The sequence below is a fragment of the Azorhizobium sp. AG788 genome (assembly GCF_943371865.1).
In the GTDB taxonomy this organism is placed as follows: Bacteria; Pseudomonadota; Alphaproteobacteria; order Rhizobiales; family Xanthobacteraceae; genus Azorhizobium.
The window spans coordinates 13,293-30,393 of record NZ_CALRWL010000013.1; the positions used below are offsets into that span (position 1 = coordinate 13,293).

General features: G+C 66.2%; 14 protein-coding genes. 9 read left to right on the forward strand and 5 right to left on the reverse strand.

Annotated features, from left to right (window positions below; genetic code table 11):
- Positions 1 to 138: 138 nt before the first annotated feature.
- Positions 139 to 1,251 carry a helix-turn-helix transcriptional regulator gene (locus tag AAG816_RS09860; protein WP_341989436.1) on the forward strand — a complete coding sequence of 371 codons (1,113 nt, stop codon included), beginning with the start codon at positions 139 to 141 and terminating at the stop codon, positions 1,249 to 1,251.
- A gap of 12 nt (positions 1,252 to 1,263) precedes the next feature.
- On the opposite strand, the gene fae is transcribed toward AAG816_RS09860, so the two are convergent.
- Together fae and AAG816_RS09870 are read right to left on the reverse strand one after the other, a co-directional pair.
- Positions 1,264 to 1,791, reverse strand: a complete 528-nt coding sequence (gene fae, locus AAG816_RS09865; protein WP_341989437.1) for a formaldehyde-activating enzyme — start codon at positions 1,789 to 1,791, stop codon at positions 1,264 to 1,266.
- A gap of 74 nt (positions 1,792 to 1,865) precedes the next feature.
- On the reverse strand, positions 1,866 to 3,137 hold the full coding sequence (locus tag AAG816_RS09870; RefSeq protein WP_341989438.1) for a glycosyl hydrolase: 1,272 nt from the start codon (positions 3,135 to 3,137) through the stop codon (positions 1,866 to 1,868).
- Between the two features lie 285 nt (positions 3,138 to 3,422).
- Between AAG816_RS09870 and AAG816_RS09875 the strand changes: the two genes are divergently transcribed.
- The 6 genes from AAG816_RS09875 (at position 3,423) to AAG816_RS09900 (ending at position 10,960) form a co-directional block, all read left to right on the forward strand.
- Entirely contained in the window at positions 3,423 to 4,349 is a 927-nt protein-coding gene (locus AAG816_RS09875; RefSeq protein WP_341989439.1) for a metallophosphoesterase, read from the forward strand.
- A 162-nt stretch (positions 4,350 to 4,511) separates the two neighbouring features.
- The gene (locus AAG816_RS09880) at positions 4,512 to 5,030 is read left to right on the forward strand and encodes a Spy/CpxP family protein refolding chaperone (RefSeq protein ID WP_341989440.1); all 519 of its coding nucleotides are present in this window, start codon (positions 4,512 to 4,514) and stop codon (positions 5,028 to 5,030) included.
- Between the two features lie 290 nt (positions 5,031 to 5,320).
- On the forward strand, positions 5,321 to 6,565 hold the full coding sequence (locus AAG816_RS09885) for an MFS transporter (RefSeq protein ID WP_341989441.1): 1,245 nt from the start codon (positions 5,321 to 5,323) through the stop codon (positions 6,563 to 6,565).
- Positions 6,566 to 6,713: 148 nt separating this feature from the next.
- Positions 6,714 to 7,181 (forward strand): hypothetical protein, encoded by a 468-nt coding sequence (locus AAG816_RS09890; RefSeq protein ID WP_341989442.1) that lies wholly within the window; start codon positions 6,714 to 6,716, stop codon positions 7,179 to 7,181.
- A gap of 230 nt (positions 7,182 to 7,411) precedes the next feature.
- Positions 7,412 to 9,196: a glycoside hydrolase family 99-like domain-containing protein gene (locus AAG816_RS09895; protein WP_341989443.1), complete on the forward strand. Its 1,785-nt coding sequence runs from the start codon at positions 7,412 to 7,414 to the stop codon at positions 9,194 to 9,196.
- 66 nt (positions 9,197 to 9,262) lie between these two features.
- The gene (locus AAG816_RS09900; RefSeq protein ID WP_341989444.1) at positions 9,263 to 10,960 is read left to right on the forward strand and encodes a formate--tetrahydrofolate ligase; all 1,698 of its coding nucleotides are present in this window, start codon (positions 9,263 to 9,265) and stop codon (positions 10,958 to 10,960) included.
- 74 nt (positions 10,961 to 11,034) lie between these two features.
- On the opposite strand, the gene AAG816_RS09905 is transcribed toward AAG816_RS09900, so the two are convergent.
- On the reverse strand, positions 11,035 to 11,427 hold the full coding sequence (locus AAG816_RS09905; protein WP_341989445.1) for a DUF971 domain-containing protein: 393 nt from the start codon (positions 11,425 to 11,427) through the stop codon (positions 11,035 to 11,037).
- A gap of 244 nt (positions 11,428 to 11,671) precedes the next feature.
- Here AAG816_RS09905 and moaA point away from each other — a divergent pair, with 244 nt between their 5' ends.
- Both moaA and AAG816_RS09915 read left to right on the forward strand, forming a co-directional pair.
- The gene (gene moaA, locus AAG816_RS09910; protein ID WP_341989520.1) at positions 11,672 to 12,661 is read left to right on the forward strand and encodes a GTP 3',8-cyclase MoaA; all 990 of its coding nucleotides are present in this window, start codon (positions 11,672 to 11,674) and stop codon (positions 12,659 to 12,661) included.
- Between the two features lie 228 nt (positions 12,662 to 12,889).
- Positions 12,890 to 13,837 (forward strand): DMT family transporter, encoded by a 948-nt coding sequence (locus AAG816_RS09915; protein ID WP_341989446.1) that lies wholly within the window; start codon positions 12,890 to 12,892, stop codon positions 13,835 to 13,837.
- A gap of 22 nt (positions 13,838 to 13,859) precedes the next feature.
- On the opposite strand, the gene AAG816_RS09920 is transcribed toward AAG816_RS09915, so the two are convergent.
- Together AAG816_RS09920 and AAG816_RS09925 are read right to left on the reverse strand one after the other, a co-directional pair.
- Entirely contained in the window at positions 13,860 to 15,791 is a 1,932-nt protein-coding gene (locus AAG816_RS09920; protein ID WP_341989521.1) for a MacB family efflux pump subunit, read from the reverse strand.
- A gap of 74 nt (positions 15,792 to 15,865) precedes the next feature.
- The gene (locus tag AAG816_RS09925) at positions 15,866 to 17,086 is read right to left on the reverse strand and encodes an efflux RND transporter periplasmic adaptor subunit (protein ID WP_341989447.1); all 1,221 of its coding nucleotides are present in this window, start codon (positions 17,084 to 17,086) and stop codon (positions 15,866 to 15,868) included.
- Positions 17,087 to 17,101 lie beyond the last annotated feature (15 nt).

The window sequence follows — 17,101 nt, forward strand, 5'->3', positions numbered from 1 at the left end:
GAAGAAAGGCCGTCCTTCGGGGCGGCCTTTTTTTTGGCCGTGTCGGGCAGTTCATCCTAAGATGGACGGGCCGACCTGGACCTGCGACGCGGCTATGTGTTTCATATATTGGAATGTGACAATTCCGTGCGGGGCGCCATGGTGATGCTGCGAGAAGAGGCCGTCGCCCTCGTGGGCCGGGTCTATGAAGCCGCAGCAGTTCCGGAATTGTGGCCGGATGTCCTGGGCGCGGTCGCCCGCAGCATTGATGCCGCCGGCGCATGTCTTTTCACACCGGGCGGCGCCGCGGCCCGGTGGATCTCATCGCCGGATATGAGTTCTGCGCTGGATGAGTTTGTTGCCGGCGGATGGCTCGAGCACGACGGCTTCAACGACCGCCTGCTGGCCAGCGGGCGAAATGGGTTCGTTGGTGATCTGGACTTGTTCGCCGCGGAAGACCTGGTGGTCGAGCCGGTCTATGCCGACTGGCTGTATCCGCGCGGTTTCGGATGGGGCGCGGCGACGGTCATGCGGTTGCCGCACGATCGGACCGTGTTCCTGAACGTGGAACGGCATCTGGGGCGCGGACCGGTGGAAGCGCCCTATATGGCCCATTTGAACCAGTTGCATCCTCATCTGGCCCGAGCGGCCATGATCTCGTCCCACTTGGCTTGGGAACGGGCGCATGCGGCTGGAAGCGCGCTGCAGATCATTGGCACGCCCGCCGCGCTCCTGCGCCCCCACGGGCGGATGGAGAGTGCCAACGCGTTGTTTCAGGCGCTCGTCCCCCATCCAGTGCGGGGCTTTGATCCCGACATTGTGCTGGCGGATCCGCGAGCGCAGGAGAAACTGGTGGCGAGCTTGGCGCGCATCGAGGCCGGCAGCCCGTTCGGGCAGTCGATCCCGATTCCGCCGCACGAGGGCGGCAATGCCTTCGTCTTGCACGTTCTTCCGGTCCGGGGTGTGGCGCGGGACGTGTTCAGCGCCTGCGTCGCCATGCTGGTGGCGACGCCGGTTGTGGCTGGCCCGGTTCTGCCGGCGGCGGTGCTGGTGGCGCTGTTCGATCTGACCCCTGCGGAAGCCCGGGTGGCGCACCGGATTGCCGGCGGTGCGACCGTGGAGGCGACGGCCGCAGCCCTGGGCGTCTCCCGGGAGACGGTGCGGACCCAATTGAAAGCCACGCTGAGCAAGCTGGGCGTGACACGACAGGCGGAACTGGTGGGCTTGCTGTCCGCCCTGCCCACGGCGCTCGGTCGTGAAGCGCCGCCGTGAGGTGCTGGTGTATCAGGTGGAGGTGCTGGCCTGCGGAAACGTAAAGTCAGGACGGGTTGCATTGGCACGGGCGAGGACCTGGGCGACGGTGGGCTCACCGGCAACGGCCCGGGCAAGCGCCAGTTTGGTCGCGGCATAATTGAACGCCTGGATCTTGGCGTCATCGGCCGCCTGCCAGTGGATGAACACGCCGACCGCAATGAACAGGTCGTCGGCCTCGGCCTCGGGAATCACCCCTTCGGCCACGGAATCCACCACGGCCCGCGCCACCGCGTATTGGGCCGGCCCGAACATCTGCACGGCCTGGCGCGCGCCTTTTATGATCACCTTGTTGAACAAAACGGTGTTCGGCTTGGCCAGCACATTGGGTTCCAGCACCGCCAGCAAGGTTGTGAAGCCGTCCTTGTTGTTGGTCAGGGCCGTGACGAAGGCGGTCTCCGCGGCGGAGCCGCGCGGGCCGATGATCAGGTCGATATGCGCCACCTCATTGCCGTCGCCCACCATGGCTTCGCCAGCCATCATCTTGTGGATCTTCGCCATCGCCATACTCCAACTCTTTGAACCAACTGGCGTGTCACCGGCGGGGACGGGAGACCGACCGGGTCGAACCCACCTCAGCGCACTTCGAACGGCAGGTTGCCGGTGGCGGCGGCGCCCCGGCCGTCGCGCACGGTGACGAAGAGGCGATATTGCCCGGGCTCGAGACCGTAGATCTTGGCGCCGGTGAGCGAAGGCTCATGCACCGCATCACGGATCACCGGCGGCACCGGCTCCAGATCACCGCCGACGCTGCGCGCCGTGGTCTCGGCCATCACCTGCCACTCCACTTTCAGGGGATCGCCATCGGGGTCGGTTGCGCCGAGGGTGACGCTTGTGCTGGAGCGCTTTTCGAAGCTGGCTGGTCCCTGGAACCGCAGGGACAGGATGCGCGGCGCGTGGTTGCGGGCATCGGGCAGGGCACCACCGAAGGCCTCGGCCATCACCTGCACGGTCTCGGTATATTCGCCGCTGGGGACAAACAGGCTATGCCACGTGGGGGTCACTTCCTGTTTCTGGCCCCAGAGGAAGGGCAAGGCGGCGACCTTCTGGCCTTTCAGCACGGCGAGGTAGCGCTGCATGCGATCGGCCTTTTCGGTGCTGGTGGGTTCAATGGCCACGCCCCAAGGGGTGCGCGGGGCGGTCCATTGCCCCACAGCGCCCATTTCGGTGATGACGATGGGGCCGCTCCAGCCCTGGGCCCTGGCGCGAGGCACAATGCTCAACAGGCTGTCGCCATAGGCATTGAGGCCGAGGACGTCCACTGAGGGCGCGGCGCGCTTCAGCGCCACCACCTTGTCCTGGCCGACATCGGCGAGCACGGCCATGGTCGGATGATTGGGGTCCAGCGACTTGACCAGCTTGCTCGCCTGTTCGATCGCTGGCCACACCGCTTCCGCCTGGGCGGGCGTTAATTCCGTCTCCACTTCGTTGCCGAGCCCCCACATCAGGAGCGCCGGATGGGTGCGGTAGCGCTCGACCATGTGCTGAAGGGCCGTGAGTTGGGCGTCTACCGCGGCGCGATTGGCATAATCGAACCCGCGGCGGGGATGCTCCAGCCAGAATCCGACAATCACCTTCAGGCCGGCCCGTTGGGCCGCATCGAGGATCTCACCCGGCTCGTCCCCATAGGTGCGGATGACGCCTCCGCCGATGCCCTTGAGTTCCACCAGTCGGTCCCGCCCCGCGGCGCCATTGGCGATGAAGGGGCGGCCATCCAGCAAAATATCTGTCCCGCGCACCGTGACGCCGGCTGCGGATGCGGGAGCCGCGAGCAGGAGGCTGGCGAGGAAAAGGCTGACACGAGCGGACAGATGCAAGGCGGCAGGCTCCTGAGGACCGTGACCCATGTCGCGCCGCCGCGGTGAGCGGAGTGGGCGCATCGGCGCGAGAGAACGTGATCCATGCCGTCCGGGGCGCCCGCAGGTCAAGCGGGAAGCAGCCAACGCGTCATTGCGCATCAGTTCCTGCACGATGATCCTGTCCCGGCATGGCGGAATGGCGGCAGGCGGGGAACCGGCGCCTCGCTTGGGACGTCTTGCTCTGATGGGGTAAAATCGGATGCAACCGCGCTTCCATCGCATCAGACAGCCCTCTATGAAGACGCAACCATCTGCGGAAGGGACTCCTCCGGCATGTTCGTGCTTGCCCATCTGTCCGATCCGCATCTCGGGCCCATCCCGGACGCGCGGCTCTCGGAAGTTCTCGGCAAACGGTTTTTCGGCTTGATGAACTGGGTCGGCGCCCGGCGCCGGAACTTTGGTGCCGAAACACTCGCGCCCCTGATGGCGGATCTTGCGGCGCAGGCCCCAGATCACATCGCGGTGACTGGCGACCTTGTGAACTTGAGCCTGCCCACGGAGTTCGATACCGGCGCTGCCTTTCTTGCCTCGCTCGGCTCGCCGGATCGGGTGACGGTGATTCCGGGCAACCACGACGCCTACGTCCGTTCCGCCTTGAAGTACCATCTGGAGCGCTGGGCGCCGTTTCTGGCCGGCGACAACAGCAAGCCGGACACTCCTTTGGATGTGGCCTCTTTTCCCTTTGTACGCCGGCGGGGCCCCATCGCTTTGGTCGGCGTCTCCACCGCCGTTCCAACGGCTGTGTTTCTGGCGAGTGGTGAAGTGGGGCATGCGCAGTTGGAGCGCCTGAAGGCCCTTCTGTCAGAGCTGAAGGCCGAGGGGCTTTTCCGGGTGGTCATGATCCATCATCCGCCGGTGGGCCGCCGCCATTTCCACCGCGATCTGCGTGACGCCGCGGAGTTCCGCGCCGTCCTGCGGGAGGTGGGCGCGGAACTGGTGCTGCATGGGCACGATCACCGTGCCTCGCTCGGCTGGATCGAGGGACCGGATGGACGGATTCCGGTGGTCGGAGTGCCGTCCGCATCGGCGGGGCCGGAGGATCGGCGGGGGCCGGGGCGTTACAATCTTTACCGGATCTCGGGTGCACCCGGGGCGTGGATCTGTCAGATGGAAAGCCGGGGATACGCTGCGGGCGAGGCCGACATTTCCCCGCGTGAACGCGGCGTGCTTTCCGAAGCCGCCGGTTTGGTTCCGGCGTGATTAGGTCTTCTGTGTGAATATATGCGTTTCTTTCCAATTTGTAATGTAGATGAATAAGTATTAATTGGCGTATTTGTACCAACGTCTTGCATTACAGAAGTTTAAGTTGTGTCGTGGGAGGTGTGGCTGCACGTTGGCTCATCCTTGAAGGAGGGTGATCTCATGAAGAAGACCATTATTGCCGCCGCCGCCGCCGCCCTCATTGCCGGTTCTGCCGTGAGCTTTGCTGCCAGCAATGGACCCGGCGCGGGCCCTGGCGCTTCTGGTCAGCGCGGCACCGAGCATAGCGAGCGGTGGCAGCCGAGCCCCGCGGATCAGGCGGCCTTGACTGACGCGCGTATCGCCGCGCTGAAGACCGGCCTCAAGCTCACCCCCGACCAGGAGAAGCTATGGCCGAGCGTCGAGACCACGCTGCGCGACGTCGCCAAGGATCGCCAGGCACGCATGATCGCATGGCGGGAGTCGCGGAAGGACGGCGTGAAGGCCGATCCCATCGCGCGTCTGCGTGCCCAGGCCGATGCGATGAGCGGGCGTGCGGTTGATCTCAAGAAGATCGCGGATGCCACCGAGCCGCTCTACAAGACCTTGGACGATGGCCAGAAGCACCGGCTGGAGATTCTGCTGCGGCAGGATATGCCCCGTGGCCCGCGCGGCGACCACAAGGGCCCGCACCGCGGATGAGCCGTCTTGCGCCCTGCCGCCGAAGGTGGCGGCGGGGCGCAAGCCTTCAGCAACCCGGAGCATGGACCGGGAGCATTTTCAGCGAATATGGTGCCAATTCGCGCGAATAAAGCACCATAAAACAGATAGATAGAGGATTTAAGCCAGCCGAAGACGCGAGGAGATGCTCTCGCCTTGCTATGAGCGGGAATCATGGGTCGCGTGATGAATATTGATTATTCACAGGCCGTGCAGGTATCTATCCTTGGGTGAAGCCGATTGCCCGGCGCAGCCAAGAAACGGAACCAAGAATGCGCGCCGCTCGCTCCCAAACCGCCTCCGTCGGCAGCGCGATCCCTGCGGGATTGGTGATCGCAGCGGGCTGCCTCATCGCCATGCTCACGTTCGGACCGCGCGCCGCCTCTGGTTTCTTCCTGCTGCCCATGTCGCGGGACTATGGCTGGGGCCGGGATGTGTTCGGCCTCGCCATCGCCATCCAGAATCTGCTGTGGGGGCTGGGGTCGCCGTTCGCTGGCGCCATCGCGGATCGCTTTGGTACCGTGCGGGTGCTGTGCGGGGGCGCTGTCGTCTATGCGGCGGGATTGGCCCTGATGGCGTTTGCGGACACGCCGGGCCTGCTCCATCTCAGCGCCGGTGCCCTCGTGGGCTTCGGGCTATCGGCCTGCTCCTTTAATCTCGTGCTTGCGGCGTTCGGCAAACTCCTGCCCGAACGCTGGCGCTCCATTGGCTTCGGCGCCGGCACCGCAGCCGGTTCCTTCGGGCAATTCCTGTTTCCGCCGCTGGCTGCCGGGCTGATCTCCTCCGTCGGCTGGCAGGAGACGCTCCTGGTGTTCGCGGCCATCATTCTTCTTGTGATGCCGATCTCGTTTGCCCTGTCCAATCGCGGCGTCACCCAAGGGCAGAGCGCCACCGACATGCCGGGGCAGAGCATCCGCGGGGCGCTGTCGGAAGCGTTGCGCCATCCCAGCTACATCATGCTGGTGCTGGGCTTCTTCACCTGCGGCTTTCAGTTGGCCTTCGTCACGGTCCACATGCCGGCCTATCTGGTGGACAATGGTATCACGCCGACCATCGGGGCGACGACGCTGGCGCTGATCGGCTTGTTCAACATGGCCGGATCGCTCACGGCCGGTGTCCTGAGCACGCGCTTCTCGCGCAAGTGGCTTCTGGCGCTGATCTATTTTGCGCGCGGCGTAGTCATCGCGGTCTTCATCCTGCTGCCGGTTTCGCCTTTGACCTGCATGCTGTTCGGCGCAGCCATCGGATTGCTATGGCTGTCCACCGTGCCTCCCACCTCCGGTCTGGTGATGCTGATGTTCGGCACACGCTACATAGCCATGCTGTACGGCTTTGCCTTTTTCTCCCATCAAGTGGGGGGCTTTCTGGGAGTCTGGCTGGGCGGTGCGCTGTATGAGGCGACGGGCTCGTACAACATGGTGTGGTGGTTGTCTGTGGCGCTGTCCTTCGCATCCGCCGCGATCAATCTGCCGATCAAGGAGCGTCCGGTGCGGCGACCGGTGGCGGCGGCAGCCTGAGCGGAAGAGGCGCGTCTTTCGGAACACAGGCGCCAGGAAAGCAAAGCGTGGCCGCAGCCCCACGATCCCGCGCCGGCATGCGCGCTTGACACACTCCCGGGGACGCGGTGCATCGTTCTGTTAACCAGTCGCCGATTAAAACAGGCCCATGCGCAGCATCCTTCTCGCCGCCGCCGCTTTTGCCTTCGCAGGTGCAGGCTCCGCCGCGGCACAGACACTTACCCCGGAGCAGGCCAGGGCCTTCGTGGTCGGGCGCAGCTTCGCATTCACCTGCTTCGAGGGCACCACCGGTGCCGGCCGGGTCTTTCCGGACGGTTCCGTGGCCGGCACCCTCACGCTCCGCTCCCAAGGGCTGGCGCGCTATGTGCGCCTGCCGCCGAATACCCTGCGCGTGCGCGAGGACAGCGTCTGCGGCTTCGTGGAAGGCATGACATTCGAACCGTGTTTCACCGTGGTGAAAACCAGCAGCACCACGTTCCGCGGCACCCTGGCGGGGGTGGACGGCATGTGGTGTGAGTTCATCAAGGAAGGTGCGGAGCGCCCGGTGGTGGCGTCGCGCCGCAAGGCCAAGCCGGAGCCGACCAGCGCGGTGACGGCGCAAAGCTCCACACAGTAGGCGCGATCCCACAGAGATACCGCTTTCCCTGCTGGTATTGCGCTGAAATGCCTGATAGTGCAGCGATTGTGATGGCCATACGTGATCTAGTTCGACGCCTGCGATACGGAATCCGGGATGCGTCTTTCCTCCTATTTCCCGGTCTGATCGGTCGTAGGCGGCAGGCCGCAGCGGCACGGGAAATGCGTCGGCGGATGGAGGGCAAGCGCGACCCGTCCTGGCGGGCGCCCATGCCGTTGACAAACCTGCCGATTGTGCCGGACGTCCGCATTATCGCCTTCTATTGCGACATATCGGCGGACGTCGCGCAGCGCGCTGACGCGGCCCGCCCGCAGTTCGTCCGGCATATCCAGCCTGTGACGCCCTTGCTTCCGCAGACCCTCCCGGGTCCGCAAGCGGTGCGCGCGGACCTGTCCCTGGCTCACGATTATGGCGTCGACGCGTTTTGTTTCTGGGTGCCGAGCGCCGGCGCGTTGCCGTCCGCTCTCCGCGAACTGCTCAGCGACCAGAGCCTGCCGATCGGTATCAGCCTTTTCTTCGACGGACCACTTCCGGACGTGCGATCCGATGTGCTTGAAGCCCTTGCCGATCCCCGTGTGCTGAAGGTCGGCGGGTGTCCGGTTTTGGGTGCCAGGGGCGGGGGATCGGCCCGCGAATGGCAGGCTGCTGCCAGATCGCTCCTTGGAACTTCTCTTTTTCTGATTCAACCCTTCACAGGCTCGGACCGACTGGGCGAGGGTTTCTCGGCGGCGGTGCAAATCGTCCCAGAGGGGGCCGAACCTGCTCCGACCCCTCGGCGCATCGAGCCTGTTTCACCGGCCTTTTCGGGTCATGTGGACGAGTTCTCCTTCATTGCCAGATCGGCGCTGGAGGAGGTGCGGGAGGCGAAGGTTCCGCTATTTGCCGGGGTGTGCGCCGGTTTCGATGACACCCCGCGCCGGGGCACCGCCGCCCGGGTGATGGTGTCGCCCGATATCGGGGACGACTATGCCAACTGGCTGGCGGAGAGTGCGACCTTCGCCGACGCCAATCCCGTGGCCGGGGCAAAGTTCGTGTTCGTGAATGCCTGGAACGACTGGCTGAACGGCGCGCATCTGGTGCCGGACAACCGATATGGTCACGCCCTGTTGCGGGCAACGGCAACCATGCGCGCGCCCTACACGTTGCTGTCCAGCAGGCCGCGCGCACCGGTGGTCGTTCCGCCTGCCCCCGTGCGGCGCGGGTCGGTCGCTTATGTGGTGCACGGCTACTACCCGGATCTTCTGCCGGGCCTGATCGCGGGGCTCACTCCAGGCGACCTGTTCGTGACGACGCCGCCCGAGAAGGCCGACGCCGTGCGTGCCGTGTTGGCGCGCCTGGCTCCTGGAGCCCGGCTTCGGATCGTGGAAAACCGCGGGCGTGATGTGCGGCCGTTTTTGAGCCTGCTGCCCGAACTGGAGGCGCAGGGGTACGAACTGGTGTTGAAGGTCCACACCAAGCGCAGTCCGCATCAGGGCAAGCATGGCGGTGACTGGCTTGAGCAAATCTCAGGGCCGCTGATGGATCTGGCCCGGGCCGGGCGGCTCGCGGCAGCCTTTGAGGCCCATCCGCGACTGGGCCTGCTCGGGGCGCGCGGCCATGTGCTGGATGGGGACCTGTACGCCGGCTGCGCCGCCAACAAAGCCTGGATGCGGCAACTGGCCAGCGCGCTCGATGTGGATGCGGGCTTGCGGCCTCCTTACGTGGCGGGGACCATGTTCGCAGCGCGGCTGGACATTTTCGCGCCGCTGCGGGGCACCCCCTATATCCTCGATCTGTTTGAGGAAGACATGGGCCTGAAGGACGGCACGCTCGCCCATGCCTTCGAGCGCTTCTTTGGCGTGCTGACCGTTGCGGCCGGCGAGACCGTCGGGGATGTCGAGCCGTCGGGTGCGGTGGCACCCGCTGCCGATGTGGTGACGGGGGGCTATTTCTTTGCCCGGTCGGGGCCCGAAGACGATCTTGTCCGCTTGCAGCATCTGGCGGCGGCACGCTAGAGCACGAATTCCGATTCTGCGGCGATGCCGCCCGACGCGAATTTCGCGCCCGACCGAGGACACCGCATGGACAGGACGACCGCCCGCCATCTCGACCCCATGAGCGATGCGGCCATTGCGGCTGGCGTCACACCGCTGCCGATCGAGGCCGTGGGGGCGAAGCTGGGCATCCCGGCCGATGCGTTGTTCCGTTATGGGCCGCATAAGGCCAAGCTCTCTCTGGACTACATCAAGGAGATCGAGCCGCGGCCCACGGGCAAGCTGATCCTGGTCACTGCCATCAGCCCCACCCCGGCGGGGGAGGGCAAGACCACCACAACCATCGGGCTCGGGGATGCGCTTAATCGCATCGGCGCCAAGACCGCCATCTGCCTGCGCGAGCCCTCGCTCGGTCCGTGCTTTGGGGCCAAGGGCGGCGCCACCGGCGGCGGGCGGTCGCAGATCGTGCCGATGCAGGACATCAATCTGCATTTCACCGGCGATCTCCACGCCATCGGCGCGGCACACAATCTTCTCTCGGCGCTGATCGACAACCACATCTATTGGGGCAATGCCCTCGACATCGACACCCGCCGCATCGCCTGGAAGCGTGTGCTCGATCTGAACGACCGGGCGCTGCGCTCCATCATTGTGGGCCTCGGGGGCGCAGCCAACGGTTTTCCCCGCGAGGACGGCTTCGACATCACCGTCGCCAGCGAGGTGATGGCCATCTTCTGCCTCTCGCGCACCCTGGAGGAACTGGAGACGCGCCTGTCGCGCATGGTGGTGGCCCATACGCGGGGGCGCGCCCTGGTGCGCGCCGATGCGCTGAAGGGCATTGGCTCGATGGTGGCGCTGCTGCGGGATGCCTTCCAGCCCAATCTGGTGCAGACCATGGAACACACGCCGGCCTTCGTGCACGGCGGGCCGTTCGCCAATATCGCCCATGGTTGCAATTCGGTGATTGCCACCCGCAGCGCGTTGCGCCTGGCGGACTATGTGGTCACCGAGGCCGGCTTCGGCGCCGATCTGGGCGCGGAGAAGTTCCTCGATATCAAGTGCCGGCAGGCGGAGCTCGCCCCGGCCGCGGCCGTGGTGGTGGCCACCGTGCGGGCGCTGAAAATGCATGGCGGCGTGGGCCTGAAGGATCTGGTGCGCGAAGACCCTGATGCCGTGGTGCGCGGCGCCGCCAATCTGCGCCGGCATGTGGAGAACCTGCAGAAGTTCGGCCTGCCGGTGGTGGTCGCGCTCAACCGCTTCCTGTCCGACACCCCGGCGGAAGTGGAAGCGGTGCGCGGCATGCTGGCGGGCCTCGGAGTCAGCGTCCATGTCTGCAGCCATTGGGCGGACGGGGGCGAGGGCGCCGAGGAATTGGCGTTGGACGTGAAAGCCCTGGCGGACAAGGGGGCCAGCTTCCGCACCCTCTATCCCGACGCCATGCCGCTGGCCGCCAAGATCGAGACCATCGCCACGGAGATCTATCGCGCCGATGCGGTGGCCTTCAGCCCGGAGGCGGAGCGCCGTCTTGCGGAACTGGAGGCCAACGGTTTCGGGCACCTGCCGGTGTGCATGGCCAAGACCCAGTATAGCTTCTCGGCCGATCCCAAGCTGCGCAATGCCCCCACCGGCCACACCATCCCGGTGCGGGAGGTGCGGCTCTCGGCGGGCGCGGGCTTCGTGGTGGCCTTGACCGGCGATGTGATGACCATGCCCGGCCTGCCATCAGTGCCCGCGGCAGAGCACATCTTCGTGGATGCGGACGGGGCGATCGGCGGCCTCTCCTGAGGCCGAAGCGGAGAGGCGGATCGCCTCGCCCATGATGATGCCGGAAAGCATTTTCCGCTTTTCGGCATCCGGCTCTAATCCCGCGACAGCCCCTTTTCCGCCAGCGCGGCAAGGTAGGCGCCAAAGCGCTGCTCCTGCTCGGCGCCCATGGCCCGCAGCACCGGCCAAGCGTAGATGCCGGTGGAATGGCCATCGTCGAACACCGGCCGAATGGCATAGGTGCCCACGGGGTGAAGTTCTGAAATCTTCACCCGCCGTTTGCCGGGCAAGGTCACTTTCTCGTGCGGCGCATGGCCCTGCACCTCCGCAGAGGGGCTCTCGACCCGCAGGTATTCCGCGCTGAGCGTGAAGCTGGCGCCGTCCTCGAATGTGATGGTCAGGGCGGTTTTGTCGGGCGCCACGCGCAATTCCGTGGGCCAGGGATCGGCAGCGCCGGGGGCCGAAATCGGAGAGTTGGGGTCAGTCATGGGGTCGCCTCCTGCGGTCCTTATGTCCAATCGCACGGCGATCTCAAGCGCCGACCTACCAATTGGCCTCTTGCATACGATATAAGAGAACCTTGGTGAGCCGGCGGTAGACCGATAACCAGGGACGAGACGTGCAGCCAAGATGCACGCTGCCAAGGAGACGGACGTGGCAATTGTGACCCGCGACCTCAGCGATCGCAGCGGTGGCGCCACCGGACAGGCCACCGGGCAGGCCCGTGGGCCGCTGGTGGACACCTTCGGTCGTGCCGTGAGTTATCTGCGTGTGTCCGTTACGGACCGGTGCGACTTCCGCTGCGTCTATTGCATGTCGGAGCACATGAACTTCCTGCCGAAGCCCGAACTGCTCACCTTGGAAGAGCTGGACCGGCTGTGCTCGGCCTTCGTGGCGCGCGGCGTGCGCAAATTGCGCCTGACCGGCGGCGAGCCGCTGGTGCGCCGCGATGTCATGACCCTGTTCCGCTCCCTCTCCCGTCACCTGGAAACCGGGCGGCTGGAAGAACTGACCCTGACCACCAACGGCTCGCAGCTGGCGCGCTATGCGGGCGATCTGGCGGCGTGCGGCGTGAAGCGGATCAATGTGTCCATTGATACGCTGGACCCCGACAAGTTCCGCGCCATCACCCGGTGGGGCGATCTGGCCAAGGTGCTGGAGGGCGTGAAGGCCGCAGCGGCGGCCGGCATCCGGGTCAAGATCAACGCCGTGGCGCTGAAGGATGTGAACGAGCACGAAATCCCGGCGCTGATGGAATGGGCGCACGGGGAGGGGCATGACCTCTCGCTCATCGAGGTGATGCCTCTGGGCGAGGTGGGCGCCGAGCGGGCGGACCAGTATCTGCCGCTGTCGAAGGTCCGCGCGGATCTCGCCGAGCGGTTCACGCTCATTGACATCGATTATCGCACCGGCGGTCCGGCGCGGTATCTCTCGGTGGAGGAGACCGGTGGGCGGCTGGGGCTGATCACGCCGCTGACGCACAATTTCTGCGAAGGCTGTAATCGGGTCCGGGTCACCTGCACCGGCACGCTCTACATGTGCCTCGGCCAGGACGATGCGGCGGACCTGCGCACGCCTCTGCGTGCCAGTTCGGACGACGGCGTGCTCCAGGCGGCCATCGACGCGGCGATCTTCCGCAAGCCCAAGGGTCATGACTTCGTCATCGACCGCACCACGCGCCAGCCGGCGGTCCATCGCCATATGAGTACCACCGGCGGTTAGACTTTGTTTTTGATTGCGGCGAGGGGACGGCGGGGCCATGCCTTGAGCGCCGGGCTCTTGTTTTTGCTCAGCGATTTACGCAACGGCGCATGTTTCCCAAATCAGTTAGACCTGCATCTCGAAGCCCTTGCCTAGAGAGGCTGCCGTGCGTGCGTTGGAGTTTCCGTTGGCGTTAGAGCCCGTGAGGGGCATGACGCCATGAGTCCGGCTCCCCTTCCGGCGTCCTCGATGCGTGGCTTGGTGGCGATGATTTTCGCCATGGGCTGCTTCATCACCAACGATACCTTGCTTAAGATCGCGGCGACCGATTTCCCCGTCGGCGAAGTGCTGACGCTGCGCTCCACCTTTGCCGCCGTGCTGCTGCTCGGCTTGATCGCCTGGAAGGGCGATCTGCGGGTGATGCCTCTGGCGCTTAACAAGCGGATCTTCGCGCGCTCCGGTCTCGATGCGCTGACCACCTTTTCCTATGTGATCGGCCTCACCGTTCTTCCGATCGCATCTTCCACCACCATCTACATGGCTGCCCCCCTCATCACCACGGCTCTGTCGGTGCCGTTGCTGGGCGAGAAGGTGGGCACCAAGCGATGGTGCGCCATCGTGGTGGGCTTTGCCGGCGCCATCCTGGTGACGCGACCTGACCCGTCCACCTTCAACGCCATGGCGATCCTGCCTTTGCTGGCGGCCTTCTTCGGCTCTGTGCGCGATCTGGTCACCCGCGGCATCAGCCCGGTCGTTCCCGGCTCAGTGGTGGCCTTCGCCAGTGCGGTCCTGCTGGGCTTGGTGGGCCTGACGTTTGCCGCCTGGGAGCCGTGGACGGTGCCCAGCCCGAAGCTCCTGGCCCTGGTGTTTGGCGCCGGCGCAGCGTTCGCCGTGGGCAATCTGCTGCTGATCTATGCCTTCCGCACCGCGCCGGTGGCGGCGATCTCGCCCCTGCGCTACGTGCTGGTTCCGGGAGCGCTGTTCTCCGGCATGGTGATCTTCGGCGATATTCCCGACGCCTGGGCCAATGCCGGAACCATTTTGGTGGTCGGCGCCGGTCTCTATTCGATCCAGAACGAGGCCCGTCGCGGGCAGGCCGAGCGGCGTGCCGCTCGTGCCGAGGCCGATACCCAGCACGCCTATGCCGGCGGGGCGCCTTTGGCGGGTGCCGTCACCCGCGCGCCCCCGAACGACTGACGCTCACTCAAATGCCCGACGCTCACTCATAGGCGAGCGCCTCCACCGGATCGAGCCCGGCGGCCTTGCGTGCGGGCAGATAGCCGAACACCAGGCCGGTAAGGAAGGCACAGCCGAAGGCAAGCAGTGGCGGCCCGACCTGGAGCACCACGGTGGAGCCGAAGCGCTGCATCACCAGGGCGGTGCCGATGCCCAGCACCACCCCGGCCAGCCCGCCCGCGCCGCAGATCACCAGCGCCTCGGTGTTGAACTGCAGCATGATGTTGGACCGCCGTGCGCCGGTGGCCATGCGGATGCCGATCTCCCGCGTGCGCTCGGTAACACTCACCAGCATGATGTTCATCACGCCGATGCCGCCCACCAGCAGCGAGATCGCCGCTACCGAGGCCAGAAGCCGGGTGAGGGTATCCGCGGTGGCCGTGGCGGTTTCCAGGATCGAGGCGGTGTTGCGGATCTGGAAGTCTTCCGCCTGGTGGCGCTGGCGCAGCAGGGCTGCGATCGCCTCCTGGGTCTCGGAGATGCGGTCCACATCGGCCACCGCCACCGTCGCCGTGTTGAGATAGCGGCGGCCGAACACTCGCATGAAGCCGGTGGAGATGGGCATCAGCACCATGTCGTCCTGGTCCATGCCGAAGGCGTTGGCGCCGCGTGGGGCGAGCACGCCGATGACTTCGAACGGCACGTTCTTGATCAGCACATAGCGCCCCACCGGGCTGCGCCCATCGGGGAACATCACCCGCGCCACGGTGCGGCCCAGCACCACCACCGGCGCATAGCCGTCCACGTCGGCGGCGGTGAACATGGTGCCCTCGCTCAGAGCCCAGTCGCGCGCCGCAACATAGCCCGGGCCGGTGCCCTGGATGCTGGTGGCATAATCCACATTGCCCACCCGCACCGTGGCGGTAGCCTGTCGCTCGGGCGAGACCGCCAGCACGTTGGGAATGTCGGCGGCAATGGCCTCCGCATCATCCAGGGTCAGCGAAGCGTTGGCTCCCGTTGATCGCACGCCCGGCGCACCGGGCCGCACCACCAGCAGGTTGGTGCCCATGGCGGAGATGCGGTCCAGCACCGCCTGCTTGCTGCCTTGCCCGATGGCCAGCATGGCGATCACCGCCGCCACGCCGATGATCACCCCCAGCAAGGTGAGCACGGTGCGGAAGGCATTGCCCCGCATGGAGCGGAACGCCATCTTCACCGCCTCGCCCAGATCAGGCAGGAAGCGGTTGCGCACCTCCACCCGGCGCTGGTCCAGCGCGCGGGCGGCGACCTGGCCAAGCCCGGCGCCGTGGGTCTCGTCGGACACCACCCGGCCATCCTGCAGGCGGACGATGCGGTCCGCATGGGCGGCCACTTCGGGATCGTGGGTGATGAGCAGGATGGTGCGGCCCTCGCGATTCAGTTCCGCGAGCAGTGCCAGCACCTCGGCGCCGGACTGGCTGTCCAGCGCGCCCGTTGGCTCGTCGGCAAGCACCACCGGGGCCTCGTTCATCAGCGCGCGGGCGATGGAGACCCGTTGCTGCTGGCCGCCGGACAGTTGCGAGGGGCGGTGCGTGCCGCGGGAGCCGAGACCCAGGCGGGCGAGCAGGGCGTTCGCCCGCGTGATCCGCTCACTCTTGGGGCGGCCGGCATAGATGGCGGGGATTTCCACATTCTCTTCCGCCGAGATGGCGGGCAGGAGATTGTAGCGCTGGAACACGAAGCCGAAGGTCCGGCAGCGCAGGGCCGCTAGGTCATCGCTGTCGAGGTCCGCCACCTCGCGCCCCATCACCCGGTAGGTGCCGGTGGAGGGACGGTCCAGGCAGCCGAGAATATGCATCAGCGTGGACTTGCCGGAGCCGGACTGGCCCATGATGGCCACATATTCTCCCGGCATCACGCTCAGGGACACGCCATCCAGCGCCCGGACGATGCCGTCGCCGCTGGGATAGACCCGGCTGACATCGATGAGTTCGATGAGCGGCGCGCCGGGCGCGGGTCCTGCCGGTTCCGGTGCCGCTTGCGCGGTGGACCGGGGCGCCTCGGCGAGGCTCAAAACAGCCTCGGCGGCATGCCCGGCATGCCCGGGGCACGGGCCGTCTGGGGTTCCGGTGTGGTGATGACCTGATCGCCCTCGGCCAGACCTTCCTTCACTTCGGTCTGGGTGCGGCTGGAGAGGCCGGTCTTGATGGCACGCACCTCCGGCTGGCCATTCACCAGGATCCGGACCGTTGCCTCATTGCGGGCTTCGCGTCGGCCGGCACCGCGCGCCGTCGGCCGGATGGCGGAGGCCGGGATGAGCAGCGCATTCTTGGCGCCTCCCAGCATGAAGAACACCTGCGCGCTCATGGAGGTCATCAGCAGGCGTTCGGCATTGGGCACGTCGATGAGGACGTTATAGAGCACCACGTCATTGACCGTTTCGGGGGTGGGCAGCACCTGCACCACCTTGGCGGTGAAGCGGCGGTCCGGCATGCCCAGCGTGGTGAAATAGACCGGCATGCCCACTTTCACCTTGGGAATGTCGGCTTCCGCCACCTGTGCCCACACCTGCATGGTGTCGAGATCCGCCAGACGCAGCACAAGGGGAGCGGTCTGGTTGGCATTGAGGGTCTGGCCTTCCACCGCGCTGGTGGAGACCACCGTGCCGGAAATGGGGGCGAAGATCTTGGTGTAGCCGAGGTTGGCCACATCGCCGTCCAGGGTGGCCTGGGTCTGCTTGATCTGGGCTTGCAGCGCCGCGATCTTGGCCTCGCCGATGCGGACGGTGGCGCCGGAGGCATCCGCCGTATCCTGGCTGCCATGGGCGGCGGCCAGGAGGCGTTGGGCGCGGGTGTCGCGGATGCGGTCAAGGTCCAGCTGGGCCTGCTGCTGGGCGACCTGCGCCTTGAGATTGTCGAGCTGGGCTTTATCTCCCAGGACGCGGGTCTGGTAGACCGTGGGATCGATCTCGGCCAGCAACTGGCCCTTCTCCACCGTGTCGCCGATCTGCACGAACACCCGGCGCAGCTGCCCGGAGACCTGGGTGCCCACGTCCACATAGGTCTTGGGCTTGATGGTGCCCAGCGCGGTCACGGTCTGGTCGATGTCGCCGCGCACCACCGGCGCGGTCGCAACCGCCGTGGCGGTCGATCCGCTACCACCAAAGGCAAAATAAGCGCCGGCACCCGCAGCCACGAGCACAAGCGCTGCGGCCAGAGGCCAAAGCCGCCGCTTTTTCTGGCGCTTCAGCACGGGACGTGCCGCGCCATCCTGTTCCAGCCTCTGTAACATCCGCGTTTCGATCCC

Excerpts from the sequence above, each read along its gene's own strand:
- fae (WP_341989437.1), bottom strand. The coding sequence starts at position 1,791 with ATGGCGAAGATCCACAAGATGATGGCTGGCGAAGCCATGGTGGGCGAC.
- AAG816_RS09905 (WP_341989445.1), bottom strand. The coding sequence starts at position 11,427 with ATGACTGACCCCAACTCTCCGATTTCGGCCCCCGGCGCTGCCGATCCC.
- AAG816_RS09880 (WP_341989440.1), top strand. The coding sequence starts at position 4,512 with ATGAAGAAGACCATTATTGCCGCCGCCGCCGCCGCCCTCATTGCCGGT.
- AAG816_RS09860 (WP_341989436.1), top strand. The coding sequence starts at position 139 with ATGGTGATGCTGCGAGAAGAGGCCGTCGCCCTCGTGGGCCGGGTCTAT.
- AAG816_RS09915 (WP_341989446.1), top strand. The coding sequence starts at position 12,890 with ATGCGTGGCTTGGTGGCGATGATTTTCGCCATGGGCTGCTTCATCACC.
- AAG816_RS09885 (WP_341989441.1), top strand. The coding sequence starts at position 5,321 with ATGCGCGCCGCTCGCTCCCAAACCGCCTCCGTCGGCAGCGCGATCCCT.
- AAG816_RS09925 (WP_341989447.1), bottom strand. The coding sequence starts at position 17,086 with ATGTTACAGAGGCTGGAACAGGATGGCGCGGCACGTCCCGTGCTGAAG.
- AAG816_RS09900 (WP_341989444.1), top strand. The coding sequence starts at position 9,263 with ATGGACAGGACGACCGCCCGCCATCTCGACCCCATGAGCGATGCGGCC.
- AAG816_RS09890 (WP_341989442.1), top strand. The coding sequence starts at position 6,714 with ATGCGCAGCATCCTTCTCGCCGCCGCCGCTTTTGCCTTCGCAGGTGCA.
- AAG816_RS09895 (WP_341989443.1), top strand. The coding sequence starts at position 7,412 with ATGCCGTTGACAAACCTGCCGATTGTGCCGGACGTCCGCATTATCGCC.
- AAG816_RS09870 (WP_341989438.1), bottom strand. The coding sequence starts at position 3,137 with ATGGGTCACGGTCCTCAGGAGCCTGCCGCCTTGCATCTGTCCGCTCGT.
- AAG816_RS09875 (WP_341989439.1), top strand. The coding sequence starts at position 3,423 with ATGTTCGTGCTTGCCCATCTGTCCGATCCGCATCTCGGGCCCATCCCG.